This window comes from Verrucomicrobiia bacterium (assembly GCA_035629175.1).
Classification (GTDB): domain Bacteria; phylum Verrucomicrobiota; class Verrucomicrobiia; order Limisphaerales; family DASXHY01; genus DASXHY01.
Window position 1 is genome coordinate 297,933 of sequence record DASPIL010000096.1, and the last position, 16,487, is coordinate 314,419.

The 16,487-nt window shown below is 60.2% G+C and carries 3 protein-coding genes; 1 reads left to right on the forward strand and 2 read right to left on the reverse strand.

Annotated features, from left to right (window positions below):
- The first annotated feature begins 4 nt into the window (after positions 1–4).
- Positions 5–15,055 carry an Ig-like domain-containing protein gene (locus VEH04_17810; protein HYG24635.1) on the forward strand — a complete coding sequence of 5,017 codons (15,051 nt, stop codon included), beginning with the start codon at positions 5–7 and terminating at the stop codon, positions 15,053–15,055.
- A gap of 8 nt (positions 15,056–15,063) precedes the next feature.
- Here VEH04_17810 and VEH04_17815 read toward each other — a convergent pair whose 3' ends face one another.
- Together VEH04_17815 and VEH04_17820 are read right to left on the reverse strand one after the other, a co-directional pair.
- Positions 15,064–15,930: a glycerophosphodiester phosphodiesterase family protein gene (locus tag VEH04_17815; protein HYG24636.1), complete on the reverse strand. Its 867-nt coding sequence runs from the start codon at positions 15,928–15,930 to the stop codon at positions 15,064–15,066.
- Positions 15,931–15,935: 5 nt separating this feature from the next.
- The coding region (locus VEH04_17820; protein HYG24637.1) for an Ig domain-containing protein at positions 15,936–16,487 on the reverse strand (552 nt) is incomplete at its 5' end.

Here is a 16,487-nt window from a genome sequence, read left to right on the forward strand (position 1 = left end):
AGCCATGAAACCAAACGCACAACATCTGAACGTGATCAGGATCCTGATCCTTGCGCTCGGGCTGTTGATCGGGTCGCCATCGTGGGTCGGTTCGGCGGTTCCTCTGACTTCCCTGGAATATCACATTCGCGGGACTGGACTCCAGGTGACCCCTGCAGCGGTCGCTGTTCCGAAGGGAATTGCGGGATCTGTCATGGTGACTCTGACGGGTGGCGAAGCGACAAAATCCATGGCGGAGGGGGCGTATGTAGAGGCGTATCTTCGCGGACCCGCCTTTCCGGAACCACGCCGCCTTGTTGGTCCCGTCAATCAAGCGCTCCTCTTTCCGCCGATCAATCTCGTTGGCGATTATCAACTCGATTCCATCCGGCTTGTGGATGCGGCGACCGGTGAAACGAAAATGGAAGGCGCGCCCAGTATCGTTCCCGTCCGCGTGTTTGACGAAGTGCTCGTATCGCGCGTGACATCTCGCCCACTAACCTACGAAGAGATTGAGCAGCGCGGGATTTACATTGATGAATCGAACTTCCGCGTGGTGGAGTTTGAAGCGGCCTTCGTGCTCGATGGGCAGACAATCAATGTTAATTTCCCGGTCGTATCGCCACGATTTCATGAGTCGACGGAGCTGATTCCTGCAGCCGAACTGGAGGAGAAGCTCGCGCAGGCTGCGGTGCTGAACCAGCAGATTGGGTCGACGGTGCAACTGCCGCCCGAGTTCGAGACGGCGCAGCTCAACATCGAAATCCAGGGCATTAATTTTCAGGTCGTGGATCCCGGTGAGGATGAGCCGCTCGGACTTCGGATTCCGCCGATCCCCGCGCTGATGGTCATTCCTGGAAACATTGGCTACCTCAACCAGTTCTTCAGTGTGCAGATTTTCACCGAGAATGGCGCGCCGCGCGGTTCGGGATTGAGCGTCTACAACATCCAGGCGCTCCTGAAGCTTCCACCCGGGCAGGACCGCGTCAGCGCGACCGACCACAACAATCCGGGGGACGATCCCTTGCGTTTTGCGCGGATTGGACCGGACAAGGTGATTCAACCACTTCAGCAAATTGTGCAGCCCGGTGCGGATGGCGATGTTGGGACGCCGGATGACAATCCGCGGCTGCAACCGGGACAATCCGGAACTGCGGAATTTCTCGTTGAAGGTTTGCGCGAGGGATTGCACGTAATGGATTTGGACCTCGAAGCTGAAATGGACGGGCTCGCAGCGGGTCCAGTGAGTGTGAAAGGCAGGGCGGCCGGTTCAGTGCTCGTGCGGAATCCGCGATTCTCAATGGCATTTTCCCATCCGCGCACGGTTAGGGCCGGGGAGCCTTATGAAGCGAGCGTGACGCTTCTCAACACGGGGATAACGCCAGCCAACCTCGTTCAGGTGACGTTAAACCGTAACTCAATCAGCGGCGCGCAACTGGAGGATGAATCGCAACAGACGGTGGAGTTGGGAACCCTCCTGCCTGGTGAAACGGCCACAGCGACGTTCCGTATGCGTTCGCTTCGGACCGGTGCGGTGAGCTTCTCCAACCTGACCACGAGCGACGACAGCGTGGTGGGGCGGTTTCGATTGAGCATGGGAGTGGACGAACGCGGGGTGGCGTTGTCGCCCGATACGATCGGAATGCCGAGCCAGGTGGAAGCGTTGCCGCCGCCATTGCTGTTTGCTGCGAATCGCGTTCTCGGACAGGCGCTCAGCATTGCAACGGCGGCGCAGTTGCCGCCAGGCGTGACGCGTGTGACGCGGTCAGCCGTGACGCGCCGCGTGCTGGACCTCGCTGAAGCGGGCCAGCGCTTGAATTATGGCGATCCTGCAAAGCGCGTGTTTTCAGATCTCCTCAGGGACTGGCAGGGGGGACGCGAAGGCAGCGCAGGGTTTGACCAGATCGTTCGAGAAACAGAAGCGGGCAGGGAATGGCGTCAGGCATTGTTCGCCGCGATGGAAGCGGCCGATGGATTGAATGGCACGGCGCGGATGGCCGACCGCGCGCCTGACTATGCAGGGCTTGGACAGGAATTTGTAGTGGCCAGCGCGAGCGCGGGCATGTTAAGCGTGAATTTCGGCGAGGGAAAGGATGTATCGGCAGCACGCAGCGCGCAACCATATGCGCTGGCGTATGCGGGAACAAATGGCACGTGGGCAAACTTCAGGATGGAAACCAATGCCACGGTGTTCTGGACGTTCACCAATGCGCCTTCATCTGCCGATGTTGGGATTCTCGTGGTGAGCACGAACGGCACCGCCAGGCAGTTGAGGTGGACTATTCCGAATCCGCCTCACGATGCGGTTTATGCCTTCTCGTTGAACGATCCGCTACAGCGATTGCAAGTGGACTTGCTGTCCGATGGAAACGTGGATTCGTTACTTGAGCCTGCAGCGACCACCATAAACGAGTTGCCACCTCAATTGGTTGCCGTCGAACAGGACTTGATGGTGCTTGCGGGGCGTCCCGGAAATCCGTGCCTGGGCGTTCCTTATTTGAATTACGGAACAGTCGTTGCCGTGGTTTTCAGCAAGCCAATGACGCAGGGCAGCGCGGGCGTGCCGTCTGCATACAGTGTGGATGGGAACAACGGCGCCAATTCGGTCCAGATCCAACCGGGCGGCCGCGTCGCTTACCTCAACTTGCGCAAAGGCATCAGCTCGATTCGTCCGCGCTCGCTTACCTTGGCGGGGGTAGCCGATGTCCGCGGAAATCTGCTCCCGACCGTCACGCACGCGATTCGTTCCGTGGTTCCGGGTAGCAATGTGCCGTTTACGGGAGGGGTCGCCATCCGAGGCCGCGCGATCAAGGGAGACGGTTCTCCGGCCGTGGGAATTCCGGTCACTCTAACCATGTATGACCAGGCGTGGGGGCCTTACACATGCGAGGCGTGGACGCGTCGCGTCAGCCAGGTGTTCACGGACGCAGGCGGAAACTTTGACTTTGATTTCGTAATGGCTGGCATCCCGTATTCGGTTTCAGCGACCGACACGAGCGGCATGTCGCAGGATGCGCTGGCCTTGGTCGCTGCCAACACCACTGAGGGCCAGTTTGAACGTGAACGCGTCCTTGAACTCGCGGCAAATCCATCCACGCGCGACACCCTCCTGGGATTGTTCGCCACGGGATCGCTGCCTGAAGCGGTCGCAAAAGTGGAGGGATTGGATCGGGCCCTCATTCGCGATTCCGTCGCCATGGGATCAGCGCGCGAAGGCCAAACCGTGCCGATGGCGCTTCGCTTTCGCGGACGTGCGACCGTCGTGGGCCAGGTCGTGGCGGCGGATGGAGTGACTCCCGCCTCTCGCGCCGCCGTGAATTTGTTTCCGGATTCTGGGTCGCGCGAACTCGGCCGCGGAATATTCGCCGACAGCGAAGGGCGATTCACGTTTTACGGGGTGCCGTTGGGAGTGTTTACGATTGAGGCGAAGACTTCGGATGGCAGAACGCGAACTGTTGCGGGATTGCTGGATGCGCCAGGGCAGGTAGCGTCAGTCATGGTCGAACTCCCCTCCACAGTAACCCCGGTGGGTTCGCTTCAAGGGACGGTGTTTGAAGCGGACAATATCGCATCGCACCCGAATGCGCGCGTGTTCATTGGCCGGATGGACGCCGGTCAGGTGGTGGACGTCGTTCGGATTGTGGACGCGGATGCGGATGGCAACTGGATTGCCAGCGATCTGCCCGCGCGAGCGTTCGACATTGTCGCCGTCTCGTTCGATGGCCAGCGCAAGGGCGTTCGCCGGAATTTCGTTGTGGCGCCTAATTCAGTGTCGGTTGCAAATATTTCGCTGGAAGCTACCACTGTCGTTTTTGGCCGCGTCCAGTTTGACGACGGACGGCCGGCGCCAGACGCATTGGTGGCGGGCGGATTGACGCTGGTGCGGGCGGACGCAAATGGGAACTTCAAGCTGGAAGGCGTTCCCGTTGGACAACGTCAGATCAGTGGCGGGCTCGAACGCAATCCGTCCGCGGGAATCGATTTCCCCAGGCTCGGGTCAGCGCAGGTGAATGTCATTGCCGGCGCGGAGAATTATGTCGTCATCAAGCTTCGGGCAGCAGGGCGCGTTTACGGGCGTGTCACCGATTTGAATGGGAAGGGCATTCCGGGCGTTCGAGTCGCGATTCCGCTTACGGGCGGCTTTTATTGGACCGATGCGGACAGCCAGGGGAATTATTCATTCGAGAATCTCGGGCTGGGCAACTACACATTGAGTGCTCCTGCCAATGCGGTTTCACCGCAGCTCGACGTGAATCGGCTCAACGAACAGATTCGTTCCGGAAACGAGGAGGAAATCATGGCTGCGTTCGAGGAGGCGATCCGTGTTTTTGTGGGCGCGGACGATCCCTTGATCACGGGCGAGCATCGCAACTTCCGCCCGGTGACGTGGGGTTTCACGACGACGCGGTTGCTGTTCGACGGACAGTCGGTCGAGGCGAACATCCGCATGCTCCGTGAAGGAACGGTTGCAGGGCGCGTGGTGAATCATCAGGGTGTGCCGATCGGCGCGCGCGTTCGGTTGACGGGCCGCGGTCCCGCGCTGAATGGCGAGCCGAAAATTACCATTCGCGGAGAGCGCGATTCAGATCCCGCAACAGGCGTGTTCATCTTCCCTGGACAACTGCTCGCGGGGCCGTGGACAGTACAGGCGGCTTCGCCATTCTATCCAACGGTTATCCAGGTCAGCGGATTCACGACCGAATTGGAGCCGAACGTCACAAACGTGTTGTTGCAGTTTCCGCCGATCCAGGATTTCAACGGGCGGCTGACAGGGCGCGTGTTTCATCCGGACGGGACGCTCGCCGGCGAGGGCGTGCGGGTGAAGATCAACTTCTCCGATGACTACGAAATTCAGACGGACACGAACGGATTCTTTGACACGCAAATCATGGTGCCCGCGCGGGGGTATCGCGTGGAGGCGTTTGACGATGAGTCGGGATTGCAGGGTGAAGCGTATGTGAATGTCGCCGCAGGGATAACCAACCAGGTTGAAGTCCATTTGTTGACGAAGAACTCCGCGGTGGCGGTGACGGTCCTGCGTGGAAACGGGCTGCCCGCCCCGGGCGCGCAGGTCGATCTCGAACATGGCAGTTATCCCCGTGAAGGCAGAGTCACGCTGTTTGCGGATGCAAACGGCAAAGTCACGTTCACGGGGTTGTGGGAGGGACGTTATGCGATCTCCGCGAACTACATTGAAGGATCGACGCGCGTCTCTGCTCGCGGCGGTTTGACGCTGGCGGCGAACGAGACGGGAGCCATAATGCTGCGCGTGGGAGCGACGGGCACGATCACGGGCCGCTTCGTAAAACTGGACCAGGTCACTGCGGTCGAGGGCGCGCAAGTGACGATTGGAAATCTGGGCTTTGCAAGCACGGATGCAGAAGGTCGTTTCGAATTTCACGGAGTTCCTTTCGGCGCCTATCAGTTGGTGACGTCCGATCCTGTCACGGGCGCGTTCGCGCGCGGATCTGCAACGATCGCATTTGCGGATCAAGTGGTTGACGTGCTGATTGTTGAAAGTCCGCGTGGCGAGATCAGTGGTTACGTGATCGACAGTTATGGCGCCAGTCATGTTGCGGGGGCGACGGTTCGAGCGGAATTTTCCGACGGACTGACACCATCGCGAACCGTGACCACGGGGCCCGACGGACGGTTCGTATTTCCAGGTTCGCCAGTCGGGAACTTCACGCTGCACGCACGCGATCTTCCTGTGTCGCAAGGTGGACGAAACACTTCCGGATCCGCGAACGGATCGCTTGGCGCGAGCACGCTCGTGGCGTCGGTCAATGTTCAACTGCAACCGCTGGGCACGCTGCCCGTGAATGTCGTCCGTGAGGATGGTGTCACCCCTGCCCAGAACGTAACCGTAACCCTGGGAAGTCTTCAGCAGGATACAGATGCAAACGGATCAGTGCGTTTCGACAATCTGCGCCTTGGGAATCATGTCATCACCGCCGTTTCAAGAACGGGTGGCGAACTTCGCAACGCCGTGCGCCTCGGCGTATCGCTCGCCCGAACGGGAACAAACCCGGCGGTGACCTTGCGGCTGCCGGGCGTTGGCTCCGTGAATGGAGTGGTTCTCGCCAGCGACGGGGTCACTCCTGTGCCTGGCGCGGAAGTGATCATAAGTTTTCAAACGGGCGTGTTCAGCGGCACGAAGGTGACCGCGGTGAGCGCGGCTGGGACGGGAAGGTTTGCATTCGATGACGTTCCCGCCGGCGAATACCGGATTTCGGCCGCGAGCGTTTCGCTGGCTGGATCCGTGATGGGGAGCATCACCAACCACGGCCAGATCGATGAAGTTTCGCTGCGATTGGGGGCGAGTGGAATTATTGTTGGGAGGCTCTTGAGGGCGGATGGCCTTACGCCAGTTTCGAATGTCGATGTGCTTGTGACGTATCAATCACAGAGCGTGAATCCCGGCCGGGCGTTCGTGCGGTCACTTCCGAATGGAAACTTTGCCTTCACGAATATTCCGGTTGGCGCTTTTGAATTGGAAGCGGTTGCGCCTGCGTTCGGCGGATTGATTCGACGCTCCGGCGCCATATCGGCAAACGGGCAAATCACAAGCATGGGCGATCTTTTGTTCGACGAGGATTTTCCGCGCGTCGTTATGGTGACCCCGGAAGATACACTGGACGAGGTGCCAACAACGACGCTGGTGCGGCTGGAGTTCAGCGAAGCGCTGGCGGCGAACACGGTGAACACAAACGGGATTTATCTTCGATCGGTTGGCTCGGGCTTGAAGGTAGCCGCCGCTCTTCAAGTGCTTCAAACCAACGGGGTGCCGCGAATCGTGCTGCTGGATCCGATGGCTCCGCTTCAGAGTGAGCAGATCTACGAGCTGGTGGTGATCGCGGGTGACCTTCTCAACGCTGGCGGCGGCGTCATTGGATCGGGTCCGCAGGACCTGGTGGGCCGTTCGATGTTGACTCCGTTTGTTTCGCGATTCCGAACCGCGGATGATGATCCTCCCGTATTGGTTTCAATCTTTCCGACCGGCGGCGCAGTCCAGATTGATCCACGCGCGGTGCCGCGGTTGACGTTCAATGAGGCCATTCGTTCGGCCGGGTTCCATGCGGCGCTTGTAGGGCCGGGAGGCGCGGTCGCGGGCGAAGCTTCGGTAGGCGTCAATAATCGCGTGCTGAGTTTCCTGCCCGCGGGCGAACTGTTGCCCAACGCGACTTATACTTTAACTGTCAGCAACGTTCTCGATGTTGCAGGCAATCGGGCGGCGGACGACCCATTCGTGGTGCGCTTCTCGACGCTCGACACCGTGGGCCCGGCCATCGCCGCGCTGCGAATTGCGAGCAACGCGGTGCCCATTGCAGGCGCAACGATATTCATCGAGGCCGTTCTTGCGACCAACGAACTGGGTGCCAGTGTGCGGTTCACCCGCGACTTTGTTTCCTCCGGAGTTGCCACGAACGAACCGTATCGGATTGCCATGGTGGTTCCGCAAAGTGGCACCACTACGATTCGGGCCATTGCGACGGATGCATTTGGAAATGACGGGGCTCTGGCGGAGTTGGTGATTCATCCCGAGCAGCCGGATCCGCCCACTGTCCAGTTCACTCTCTTGTCCCCCCTCGCTGCCCCGGTTCCAAGCGGGTCGATGGTAATCATCGAGGTGAATGCGGTGGGTGACCTGACCATCACGAATCTTTCAGTTCTCATCGGGGGCGCGGCGGCCGGCAATCTCGTGACAACGAATGGGTCGCGTATTCGCCTGCAGGAACTGGTGCCATCCATGGCGGGGGCTGGCCAGAACGTGCAGATTTTCGCGCAGGCGGTTGACTCAGCCGGTAATTCGAGCGGCCAGCAGGTGTTTAATGTTGCGGTCAGCGACGGAACACCGCCGGCGGTTACAGCCACAAACTTCCCTGCATTGACGGTCGTGGAACCTGGCTCGACGGTTTCGATTCCAGTCCAGCTCACCGACAACTTTGGCGTCACCCAAGTGACGCTGATGGTGACAGGCGCATTCTCGGCTGCGCTGGATCTTCCATTCAATCCCAGCGTGACGAATGCGACTCGCGTTTTGAATTTCACGGTTCCGGGTAACGCTCCCACGAACAGTGAACTGGCGTACGTGACGATTCTCGCGCGCGATGCTGCCGGCCAAAGCTCGGCGGCGGTGCAGCGAACTCTTCAAATGCCGGACCGCACGCGGCCCTCGCTTGTTTCGATCGTGCCCGCGGATGGCAGCACCGGAATTGATGTCTCGCGGCCGCTGAATGTCACGTTTTCAGAACCCGTCAGTGCGTCGAGCGTGAACGGCAGCAACTTCGTCCTGGTGCAGGTGAACGGCGGCGTGATTCCCGCAGACGTTACCCTGGGTTCAAACCAGCTGGTGGTTGCAATTGTCCCGTTGGCAACCCTGATCCCGGAAACGACCTATCGATTGACGGTTTCCAGCAACGTCATGGATGTTGCTGGAAATGCATTGGGTGCAGAGGCATCGACCACCTTCTCGACTTCGGAATTCCGTTTGTTCACGCCGCAGCCGGGCCAGCAGGTAGTGGAGGGCCAGTTGCTCGTGTTGCAGGCGGGAAGCTCGACCCTCGCCTTCTCGTCGGTGCGCTATTACACAAATGGGGTCGAGCTTGCGCGGGTCAGCGCTGCGCCGTTCACAAACGAATTCGCCATTCCGTCGCTGGCATTGCTGGGAACCAACCGGCTTATGTTCCGCGCCGAGGCATTCAACACTTCGGGCGTGAAGCTTGCCGAAGCTGGCGCCACTGTGTTGATCCATCCGGGGATCGAAGACACGGACGGGGATGGAGTGAACAACGCGGATGAGTTGGTGCGGGGAACGAATCCATTCACACCGAATCGCCCGCCCACATTCCAGTTCCCAAGCCATATCGAACTCGTTCAGGGCGTTGCCTCCAATATTCTGCTGAGTGCCGCCGACCTTGACGGCAATTTGCGGCGTCTGGAGGTTCGAGAATGGATGGGAGATCTGGATGTGCGGCTATTCGACGTGCTGCAATTCGCATCGCAATCTGGCGGCGAGTTTGTCTCTGGAACCAACGCGACCGTGCTCAGCGAGAGTGTGCTCGTGCAGCATTCGTTCACGAATGGCGTCCAGTTTATTGTGCGCGCAATCGACAGCGACAGTTTGATGGCGACGCAGGTGGTGACCGTGGTGACGGTTCCGGATTTGGACCGCGACGGAGTTGCCGATCGCGAGGATCCCGACATCGATGGCGATGGCTTGACGAACGAGCAGGAAATCGCCGCGGGAACCAACGGGCGCAATGCGGACACGGATGGCGATGGCATTGTGGATGGAGTCGAGATGGGTGGCTTGAATGGTTTTGCCACGGATGCGCTCAAGGCGGATTCAGACGGGGATGGAGTCAGTGATGCATTTGAAATCGCGGCGGGGTTGAATCCTGCAACGGCGGACGTGGCGAATGGCACCGTCGTTATCAGCAATCGCACGGTGATCGTCACTCATGGTGCGCATCGGGTGGGAACATTGATTCTGACCAATGGAGCGGTGCTGAGCCATACCAACGCAGGAATCACGTCGCACTTGCTTGGAGAACCGAAGCTTCAGTTGAGCGCGAACACGCTGATCGTTTCAGCCACCAGCCGGATTGACGCAAGTGGACGCGGTTACGCTGGGGGAAGGTCGGGGAACCATCCGTTAAATAACGGCCGCACTTATGGAAACACGCCGACGGGGGGCAGTACTCGCCGCAACGGCGGGAGCTATGGCGGCATTGGCGCGATCGGGAGCGTGGAGGACACTGTCAATGCAGGCTACGGTGCATTCGAGGATCCCAACGAATTGGGCAGCGGCGGCGGCTCTGATGGGGGTGCGGCTGGCAATGGCGGCGGGTTGATTCGCCTTTCGGTTAACAACCTCGTGCTCGATGGAAGCATTCTCGCCAATGGCGGAAACGGTGGATTTCTGGGTGGCGGCGGCAGCGGCGGGGGCATTCGCGTCGATGCTGCCACGCTGTCTGGTATCGGACTTTTCCAAGCAAATGGCGGTCGTGGGGGCAGTTCCTCAGGCGACGGCGGCGGGGGGCGGGTCGCGCTTTACCTGACCAATGCAACAACATTTGCGATCACGAATATCCAGGCATTGGGCGGGCAAGGGGAATCGCGCGAGGGAACGCCCGGGACGATCTTCCTCCATCAGGCCGACGCACCGGGCACGTTGCTGGTGGATGGATTGACAACGAATAACATCGCGATTGCTACTCCGCTTGTTTCCCTGAATGGCGGCGCCAGCACGGCGATGGATGCGCATACGATCACTGACAGGGGCGCTTCATTCGTTCCCGGTTCACTCATCGGATTGCGACTGAGGCCAAATACCAATTCGTCCGCGACTTATCGAATCATTGGGAACACCGCGTCGCGCATCTTCACCGATCCTGCGGATGGCAGGCTTGCCGACACCGCGGCTGCAGGGAATTCTTATGGTTCCAAACGAATCATCGGTTCAGTCTCCGTCCGCAATGGTGCTACAATGGAAATGGTCGATGGCAACCGCGAGCGGAGCGATCGGCGCGGAACCTTGTTTGCAAACGACTTTGCATTGAGTGGCAGCGCCCGGTTAACGCACCCCGGCGGGACCGTTGATTCACAGTTCGGCCTTGAGTTAGTCATCACCAACGGGTTGACCGTGGATGCGTCCAGCAGCATTGACGTAAGCGCGCGCGGTTACATTGGCGGCCGGTCTGGTGGGAATCCTGGAAATACGGCGCACACGCTGGGCAACATCCCAGCCGGTGGCAGCACACGCCGCAACGGAGGCAGTTATGGCGGACTCGGCGCCGTTGGAAACACGGAATCGTTCGTCAATGCAGTTTACGGCTCTTACCTGGACCCGAACGAAGCAGGCAGCGGCGGGGGATCGGATAGTGCACCCGGAGGCAGCGGTGGCGGGTTGATTCGGATTCGGGCCGGTATCCTGGACCTTGCAGGGCAGGTTCTCGCGAACGGTGGCAACGGCGGATTCCTAGGCGGCGGTGGCAGCGGCGGCGGCATCAGGATCGACGCCAATACAATCGCCGGGCCCGGAACGATCGCCGCCAACGGCGGTAATGGTGGAAGCAGCTCTGGCGGCGGCGGTGGCGGGCGCATCGCTACTTATTTTTCCACGTCCAGTTTCAACTTCGGAAACGCATCCGCGACTGGCGGCCAGGGAGTCAATGTGGGCGGCGTGGGAACCATGTTGATCAAACAGGCGAACACCACTCCCACGATTGTTGTCCGCGACACCGGACGCGAGACGCCGCTTCCCGAATTGAGTGGCGAGCATCTGATTCTGGATGGCGCGATTGTTTCAGCCACGAACCTTGTGGTGTCCAGTCTCACGTTAACGAATGGGTCAGTTTTGACGCATCCCGTTGCAGAGGCGAATCGTGAATCGCGGCTGGAAATCAGCGTGAGCGGTCCGTTGATAGTGTCGACGAACAGCCGGATTGACGTCAGCGCCCGCGGATATCTCGGCGGGCGGGTTGATGGAAATCCCGGCGACCGGGCACGTACTTTGGGGAACACGACGGAAAACGGAAGCACACGCCGCAACGGCGGCAGTTACGGGGGATTAGCAGCGTTCGGCAATACGGAACAGACCGTTAACGGAACGTACGGTCTCTACTCAAATCCAAACGAGTTGGGAAGCGGCGGCGGTTCGGACAGCGGGCGTGGCGGGAACGGAGGTGGCCTGTTGCGCATTACCGCCAACAGTGTGGCGATTCACGGAAAGATTCTTGCGAATGGAGGCGATGGCGGCTTCCTCGGCGGCGGCGGCAGCGGCGGTGGCGTTAAAATTTCCACCACAATGCTCACTGGCAGCGGTTTGATTCAGGCCAACGGCGGTAACACCGAGGGTAATTCCGGTGGCGGGGGTGGTGGACGCATTGCGGTCTATTATGCGTCAGCGCCAGGCGGAGTGTTGACGAACCTTCAAACCTACGGCGGCACGGGTCGCAGCACGGGCGGATCAGGAACTATTTTCACGAAACAGGGCTCATCCACACCTCAGATCATTGTGCGTGGCGCGGGTCGGGAGACGCCGTTGCCGTCAACGCTTTCCATCGAAGATCTCCTGGTGGACGGCGCCACGGTTTATGCAACGAACCTCGCAGCTCGTGCGGTGACTTTGACAAACGGCGCAGTGTTGACGCATCCCGGGGCGGACGTCACCACCGACTTCCGGCTGCTGATCACGGTCAACAGTTTGGATATTTCGACGGACAGCCGCATCGATGTTACGGCGCGCGGTTATCTCGGAGGCCGGGCGGGTGCCAACTCCAGCAATGACGGACGTACCGTGGGCACCACCACCACAGGAGGCAGCACTCGCCGCAACGGCGGCAGTTATGCGGGGCTCGGGGCAATCGGGAATACTGGCGGATTCGCGAATGAGCAGTACGGAACTTATGCCGATCCGAACGAACCTGGCAGTGGCGGAGGTTCTGATGGCAGCGGCGGAGGCAATGGCGGCGGATTGATTCGAATCGTTGCAACAAGTGTGGTGCTTCAAGGCGGAATCGTCGCGAACGGCGGCCATGGAGGATTCATCGGGGGCGGCGGCAGTGGCGGCGGCGTGAAGATTGTCACAGGCATCCTGACAGGCGGTGGCATCATCCAGGCCAACGGCGGAAATGGCGATTCAAACTCCGGAGGCGGAGGCGGAGGCCGCATTGCCGTTCATTTCAGTGATGCGTCCAGCTTCGCATTTGGAAATATCCACGCTTACGGTGGAGGCGGGGGCAGCATGGGTGGGTCAGGCACGATTTATACGAAGGCAACATCGTCCGCTGCTCGCGTGATTGTCCGAAACAACGGACGCGAAACACCGTTGCCGCAGATCGAGCCGGCCGATCACGTTCTCCTCGACAACGCGAGCGTCTCGGCAACCAACCTTGCGCTCGCGAGCCTGATCCTGACAAATGGCGCCGTGTTGACGCATCCTGGAGCGGGCCTGCTCGACGAGCCGCGCCTTGAATTGACTGTTGGCTCGCTCCTGATCGACGCGAGCAGCCGAATCGATGTGACCGCGCGTGGGTATCTGGGCGGCCGGTCTGGCGCCAATTCAGCGAACGAGGGACGCACCCTTGGCAACACGACCGTTGGTGGCAGCTCGAGGCGCCACGGAGGCAGTTACGGCGGCATCGGAGGAACTGGAAACGTCGATGGAAGCGTAAACTCCGTTTACGGATCGTACTTGAATCCAGATGAACTCGGCAGTGGCGGAGGGGCGGATGGTGGCGCGGCGGGGAACGGCGGGGGGTTGATCAGAGTTACGGCATCCACTGTCGTTGTGGACGGACAAATTGTCGCGAGCGGCGGCCACGGAGGATTCCTCGGCGGCGGAGGATCAGGAGGCGCCATCAGGATTTCGGCCGACGCCCTTTCAGGTGGCGGACGCGTGCTGGCGAATGGCGGCAATGGGGATGGGAATTCTGGCAGCGGTGGTGGCGGGCGCATTGCCATTGTTGCACAGAACCTCTCGGGTTTCGCCGTCACCAATGTTCAGGCAATCGCCGGTCTCGCGGGCAGGCAGTTGGGTTCACCCGGTACCATCTATCTTCAATCCCCTGCAGATCCGTACGGGCGGCTGCTCGTGGATGCCAAGGGTTCCAACGCAACGACCCGCGCGACTCCGATTCTGTCACTGGCGGGCGGAACCAGCACGGCCCTGGCTTCCAGCAGCCTCACAGACACCAACGCCTACTTTGCGCCAGGCAGCCTGGTGGGGTTGAAATTGAAACCGAATTTGGGCCAAACCGCGAGGTTCACAGTTTCCGCCAACACAACGAATATCATCTTCACGGATCCTGCAGACGGCGACCTGCTGTCCGTGTTCACGAATGGATCTCCTTACTCAGCAGCCATTGAGGTCGGCCATTTCGGTGTGGATGGCGGAGCGATTGTTGAACTGACAGACGGTGACGAGGCGCGAAAGGATCGACGCGGAAAATTGCATGCAATCACTGCTGCAGTAATTCAGGGCAGCGTGCTGACCCATCCGCCGGCCACAACAGAGTCGCAGTTCGGAATGGAACTGATTGTCGATGACACGTTCATTGTGGACGGCGCAAGTCGCGTCGACGTCAGCGGCCGCGGTTACCTGGGTGCGCGGGCGGCCGGCAATTCCGGCAACAACGGCCGGACATTGGGCAACACACAGGTGGGCGGGAGCACGCGGCGCAACGGTGGAAGTCACGGCGGTTCAGGCGCATTTGGGAATGTGGGGGGATCCATTGCTGCCACATACGATGACGAACAGAGTCCGATTCACCCTGGCGGCGGCGGCGGTTCAGACGGCAGCGCCGCAGGCAACGGCGGTGGCAGTATTCGCCTGATAGCGCGCAATCTGCACATCGACGGCTCTCTTGTTGCCAATGGCGGCAATGGCGGGTTCCTTGGCGCTGGCGGGGCGGGCGGCGCGATTTGGATTTCAACGGAAACGGTTTCTGGCGCAGGCGGAGTGCGCGCCGACGGTGGAGGCGGGGACGGAAACTCTGGCTCTGGCGGAGGCGGACGCATCGCAATCTATTACCAGGCCGGCTCGGAGTTCCCCTTCCAGAACGTGTCCGCATCCGCCGGGCCTTTCGGTTATGCAATGGGCGGCAACGGCAGTCTGTGGATCATGCCGACGAATTACGCCGCCCCGATGCGTGTCGACAGCAGTGTGGAAAAGGCTCCTGTGATTTTTGGAATCCAATTCGCGAGTCCCGGCAATGGCAGCGCCTTGCGCGCGACTGGACCTGCGACCAGCCAGGTGTCGTTACGCTGGCGAAGTGAAACCGCGCGGCTGTTCGTGCTGGAGCACAGCAGCAACCTTGTCGATTGGCAGGAGATGGCGGGCGACATCGTTGAAATTGCCCCGGGGGTGTTCGAGGGAATCTCGGAGCGGCCGGCCGGAGGCCATGGATATTTCCGGGTCCGCGTCGTAACGCCGTCCGTCACCGCACCGCTGCATCGGTTGCGCGGAGTGGACGGGCTGGTAATCCCGCGGGTCCGCGATGCCCAGTCCGTTCCAACCTCCCGTGGCGTCCTGCCGCCTCGAACCCACTGGCGCTCGACTGGACCATGAGTCGCGTGCTAATGAGTGCTTCGGGAACCGCTTAAATTCGAAATCCGTTCACGAAGCCAGCGCGGACGGTTGGTGGTGATCCCATCAATGCCGGCCTCGGCCAATTGCCGCGCAATTGCGGGCTCATCCACTGTCCACACGTACAATTTCATTCCCGCCGCATGCACGGACTTTACGAAGGATGAATCGATCGGAAACCGGTGCTGCAGATTGAGACCGCTCAATTTGGCGGCGCGGGCTTTCGCGATGAGCTCAGCGACGGGTGGTTCGTTGACGTTGGTTCGGCTGGGACTTGCAAGCCAATAGACTTCGAGCTTCGGCAGTCGTTCCCTCGCCAGGCGCATTGTTTCGTAGTCGAACCCGATGATCACGATCTCGTTTGTCCGCTGGCTGGCTGCAACGATGCGGGCGAGCTCCGGCAGCACTTCGGGTCCGCACTTGATCTCGACGAACAACCGCTTGCCTTCAGGAATCCAACGAAGAATTTCATCCAGCAACGGAGCGGGTTCCGAGAAGTCGCTCCCCAGCCACTTGCCCCATTGGCAGACGTCGAGATCCCGCAAAGCCTCCCAATTCTCTGCGACAATCCGATTGCTCACGCCTGCCGTGCGAAATGTGTCTGCATCGTGCATTACGATGATCCGTTGATCACGGGTGATATGCACGTCGACCTCGCACGCATCAGCTCCTTGCGCGAAACCTGCCTGCACTGCGGTGAGCGTGTTTTCCGGCGCGTCATGGGAAGCACCGCGGTGTGCAATGATCTCGAGGCCTTGTGAAGACATGACGCTCAATGATGCCACAAGTGCGAGAATGCCGCATTCGAGCCGGCCGCGCGAGGCAGGCCGTTTCGATGGATCATTCAGAACTCCCATACGGATTACGGCATCACACGCGCGCGGAAGAATCGTTGGAGGGAATGCGGCGCGGGATTTGTGACCTGCACAGTCGCGCCGCTTCCCACAATGGATGAACCCAGAACCGACCATTCATCCGACGAAAGGTCATCCGCATATTCCACCTGGCAGGTTTGTCCCGGTTGTGAGGCCCATTCGAACACTAGTTCACCCGAGGCATTGCGGAATCCGCGCAGGGTCGGCGGCAGGTGAACGACCACCGAAAACGATTGGCTCGCGCTCAAGAGTGGGGTGCCTGAATCAGTGACTGCGATCGTAAATGCGTTCGTGGCAGGAGCTGTAATTGGGGTCCATTGGAAGGTTCCCGTTGTGGGATGAATGCTTGCACCCGCCGTTTCACCGGCAAGCAACGTGAATGAAAGGCTCTGTCCCGGCTGTTCGGAATCGCTTGCGGCAACGGTGAAGACGAGCTGCTGCCCGAGAGTTATAGAGCGGTTCGAGATCGGTTCCAGGGTCGGCGCGGTGTTGGGGCCAATGTTTGGCGCGCGCGGTGTCGGCGTGGTCATCGAAATTCT